Source organism: Archangium sp. (genome assembly GCF_036389735.1).
GTDB lineage: Bacteria > Myxococcota > Myxococcia > Myxococcales > Myxococcaceae > Archangium.
In genome coordinates this window covers 1-3,342 of record NZ_DASVWK010000445.1, presented here as the reverse complement: position 1 = coordinate 3,342, position 3,342 = coordinate 1, and the positions used below count along the sequence as shown (strand labels likewise).

The 3,342-nt window shown below is 66.1% G+C and carries 5 protein-coding genes; all 5 read right to left on the bottom strand.

Annotation, left to right across the window (positions count from 1 at the left end):
• Nucleotides 1-288 precede the first annotated feature (288 nt).
• Nucleotides 289-903 carry a hypothetical protein gene (locus tag VF794_RS15895; protein ID WP_331111268.1) on the bottom strand — a complete coding sequence of 205 codons (615 nt, stop codon included), beginning with the start codon at nt 901-903 and terminating at the stop codon, nt 289-291.
• Nucleotides 904-1,008: 105 nt separating this feature from the next.
• Complete coding sequence (locus tag VF794_RS15890) at nt 1,009-1,491, bottom strand: tetratricopeptide repeat protein (RefSeq protein WP_331111266.1); 483 nt, start codon at nt 1,489-1,491, stop codon at nt 1,009-1,011.
• Nucleotides 1,492-1,495: 4 nt separating this feature from the next.
• Nucleotides 1,496-1,972, bottom strand: a complete 477-nt coding sequence (locus VF794_RS15885; protein WP_331111264.1) for a hypothetical protein — start codon at nt 1,970-1,972, stop codon at nt 1,496-1,498.
• Between the two features lie 50 nt (nt 1,973-2,022).
• Nucleotides 2,023-2,304, bottom strand: a complete 282-nt coding sequence (locus VF794_RS15880; protein ID WP_331111262.1) for an EscU/YscU/HrcU family type III secretion system export apparatus switch protein — start codon at nt 2,302-2,304, stop codon at nt 2,023-2,025.
• Between the two features lie 30 nt (nt 2,305-2,334).
• A partial coding sequence (locus tag VF794_RS15875) for an EscU/YscU/HrcU family type III secretion system export apparatus switch protein (RefSeq protein WP_331111260.1) occupies nt 2,335-3,342 on the bottom strand: 1,008 nt, incomplete at its 5' end.

The following is a 3,342-nucleotide window of genomic DNA, read 5'->3' as shown; positions in this document are numbered from 1 at the left end:
CTCCTGCTCCTTCTGCATCTTCATCTGCGCCTCGAGGAACGGCTTCATCTCGGCGGGGGCGTTGGCCAGCATGTCCTGCTGGGCCTTCGACAGACCGCCCATCGCGCTCAGACCGGCATTGGCAATAGAACCGAGGCTCATCGTGATTCTCCAGTGAATTCGGGGGTTTTGACTTCGGTGGGGTGCGAAGCAGCAACCTGACAAACTGATTATCGACTCGTACTCTCCGGAGTTTCGTGCTGATTTTCCGGATCATTTCCCGGGGCTACCGGGAAATCACAGCCTGGCCTAGCCCTTCACCTTGCCGAGGGCCGGGTTCTTCATCCACGTCTTGAAGGACTCGAGCTGCTGCTGCTCGGACTTCGGGTCGGTGGACGCGGCGGCCGGAGCCGGGGCGGTCTCGGGGTTGAGCGTCATCTTGCGCTGCGAGGACGAGCCCTCGAAGCCATCCTTCACACCACCGGCGCCGCGCTGGGCCGGAGCCGCCGCCGCGGGAGCGCTCGCCGCGGGAGTTCCCTGGAGCAGAGAGCCCACGAAGCCCGCCGGAACCGGCGGCGCGCCCTCGGGCCACTCCATCTGGCCGGTGAAGCCGACCGTGACCAGACGCTCCTGGAGGAACTCGACGACCTCCATGATGATGGCCGGAGGAGGAAGGACCGGATCCTTCATGAAGCGCACGAAGGAGTCCTTGACCTCCTGATAGAGGCCCGCGTTCAGCGGAGAGCCCACCTTCGTGTTCGAGAGCAGCTCGTGCATCTTGCGCAGCACGGGCTGCGCGGTCCCCGTGGCCGCCTTGGCCTCCTTCTCCAACGTGGCCAGCAGCCGGTCCCGCTTCGCCACCAACTCGGGCGGCTCGGTGGGCAGGGGATACTCTTCGCTACCGTTCTGCTTCGACTTGGACATGAGCGCGTCTCTTTTCTGGGGGGGAAAGTGTCAAGGCACGGCGGGGCACATGTTAGAAAGGAAGGATTCTTGGATCAAGCCAACAGCCTCGTTAATGAGGCGGCCTCAGCGCTGGATCAGGGCGGTCATCATCGCGGCGGCCTTCTGGGCCAGCGGCTCCGCCTCGTCCACGAGCGAGGCGACGCGGCGTAGATCCTCCAGCGCCTGCGACTTCTGCCCCAGGGAGAGCCGGACCTCGGCGCGACCCACGTAGGCCTGGGCATCCCGGCCGTCCAGCTTGAGGGCCACATCGTAGGCGGCCAGCGCGCCCTGCGCGTTGCCCGCGGCCATCTCCACCACGCCGAGCGCCTTGGCGAAGTAGGCGTCCGCGGGGTTGATGGCATAGAGGCCCTGGAAGAGCGTGCGCGCCTCGGCGATCCGGCCCTGGTAGAAGAAGACGTAGGCCGTCTTGGCGATGGCGTACAGCTCCTCGTCCGAGTAGCCGCGCACGTCGCGCAGCGTGGCCTTGCCATCCGCCCAGCGCTGCACCATCGCGGTGAACCGGGCCTCGTCCTGCTGGGGGGCGTTCTTGCTGTCGGGTGCGGCCATGGTGCTAGTACCCCTCGTCCTGCTGCTCCTCGCGCATACGGCGCTGGATTTCCTGAACCTCGGCGTGCACCTGGCCCACCAGGGCCAGCATCTGCGACTCGCGCTGGAGCAGGCCCTTGAGGCGCTCCATGCGATCCGGCGCCGCGTTGATGCGACTCATGCTCCGCTCGAGCAACTGCCGCTGCTCGCCGTCCCCGCGCCCGGCCACGCTGCCCAGGTAGGGCCGGTCCGAGAAGCCCTCGAGGTCCGCGTCGTGCCCCTTCGGGTTGGGCGGCGTGGGCAACCGCAGCTCCTCCGAGGAGTGCGCCGGGCCGATGAAGTCCAGCAGCGCCGCCGAGGCGAGCGCCGGGTTCTTCGGGTTGCCAATCTTGCGCTTCTTGCGGTCGAGCTGCGCGGGGTCGACCAGCTTTTCGCGAACGGAACGGGGACCGCCCCAAGGCCAGAGAGGTGCTCTCGGGGGCTGATTATTGATCTTGGCCATGATCTAAACCGAACCTCACTCCATTTGGGGGGCCGCAGTCTACCCCACCCTCAGGGTTTCCCGCCGCCTGCCTGCTCCTGCTGGAGCGCGTAGATGAAGTTGAGAATCTCGGCGACGGCGTCGTACAGCTCCTCGGGGACCTCCTGGCCCACATCCACGCGGTAGAGCGCGTTGGCCAGCGGCACGTTCCTCATCACCGGGATGTTGTACTGCTTGGCGATCTCGCGAATCTTCTCCGCCTTGAGGCGCAGCCCCTTGGCGATCACCCGCGGCGCGACGTCCTTGTCCTTGTCGTACTTGAGCGCGATCGCCATCTCCACATCGTCACTCATGGGAGCCTCGCTTCGGGAAGGGACGCGGCGTCAGGCGCGCGCCACGGGGGTGGGGTTCTTCAGGCCGTGGACGAAGTTGAGCACCTCGGCGACGGCGTCGTACAGCTCCTCGGGGATCTCCTGGCCCACGTCCACGCGCAGCAGGGCGTGCGCCAGGGGCACGTTGCGCAGCGTGGGCACGTCCGCCTCGCGCGCCAGCGCCTTGATGCGCTCGGCCTTGAAGTCCAGCCCCTTGGTCAGGACCCGCGGCGCCTGGTCCTTGTCCTTGTCGTACTTGAGCGCCACGGCCACGTGGTCCGGGTTGGTGACGATGACGTCCGCGCCCTTCACCGCCTCCATCTGCGCCCCCTCCAGCAGCTCGTGCGCCAGCTCCTTGCGCGCGGCCTTCTGGTGCGGATCGCCCTCGCTCTCCTTGTACTCCTTCTTGACGTCGTCCTTCGACATCATCATGTCCTTCATGTACGCCTTGCGCTGCCACCAGACGTCGAAGATGGCGAAGACGAAGAACACCATGCACACGCGCATGGACACGCGGTAGATGAGCTCGCCCATGATGGCCAGGGTGGTGTGGATGTCCTGGCGTACCGTCTCCACCACCAGGGGCATCGCGTCGCGCACCACTCCGAAGGTGACGTAGCCAGCCACGGAGATCTTGGCCACGTTCTTGATCATCTCGACGATCTGCTTCTTGCCAATCAGGTTCTTCAACCCCTCGATGGGGTTGAGCTTCTCCAGCTTGGGCATCAGCGGATCCAGCGTGAACAACGAGCCCACCTGGAGGAACTCCACCAGGCCGCCGATGACGGCCACGGCCCCCACCACCGGCAGGGTGAGCAGGAGCACCGCGTTGAGCCCCATGGTCATCAGCTGACCGGTGGCCGCCTCGATGTTCTCCGGGTGCGCGATGTGATCGAAGCTGAAGCGGAACAGCTCGGTGACACGCTCCTCCACGGTGGACCAGGTGGCCTTGACCACGCCCAGGCCCACCACGAAGCCGAACACGGCCGTCAGGTCCTTGCTCTTCCAGACCTGGCCCTT

What these genes read in the sequence shown, in the direction of transcription:
- VF794_RS15895 (WP_331111268.1), bottom strand. Translation starts at nt 903, where the DNA reads ATGTCCAAGTCGAAGCAGAACGGTAGCGAAGAGTATCCCCTGCCCACC.
- VF794_RS15890 (WP_331111266.1), bottom strand. Translation starts at nt 1,491, where the DNA reads ATGGCCGCACCCGACAGCAAGAACGCCCCCCAGCAGGACGAGGCCCGG.
- VF794_RS15885 (WP_331111264.1), bottom strand. Translation starts at nt 1,972, where the DNA reads ATGGCCAAGATCAATAATCAGCCCCCGAGAGCACCTCTCTGGCCTTGG.
- VF794_RS15880 (WP_331111262.1), bottom strand. Translation starts at nt 2,304, where the DNA reads ATGAGTGACGATGTGGAGATGGCGATCGCGCTCAAGTACGACAAGGAC.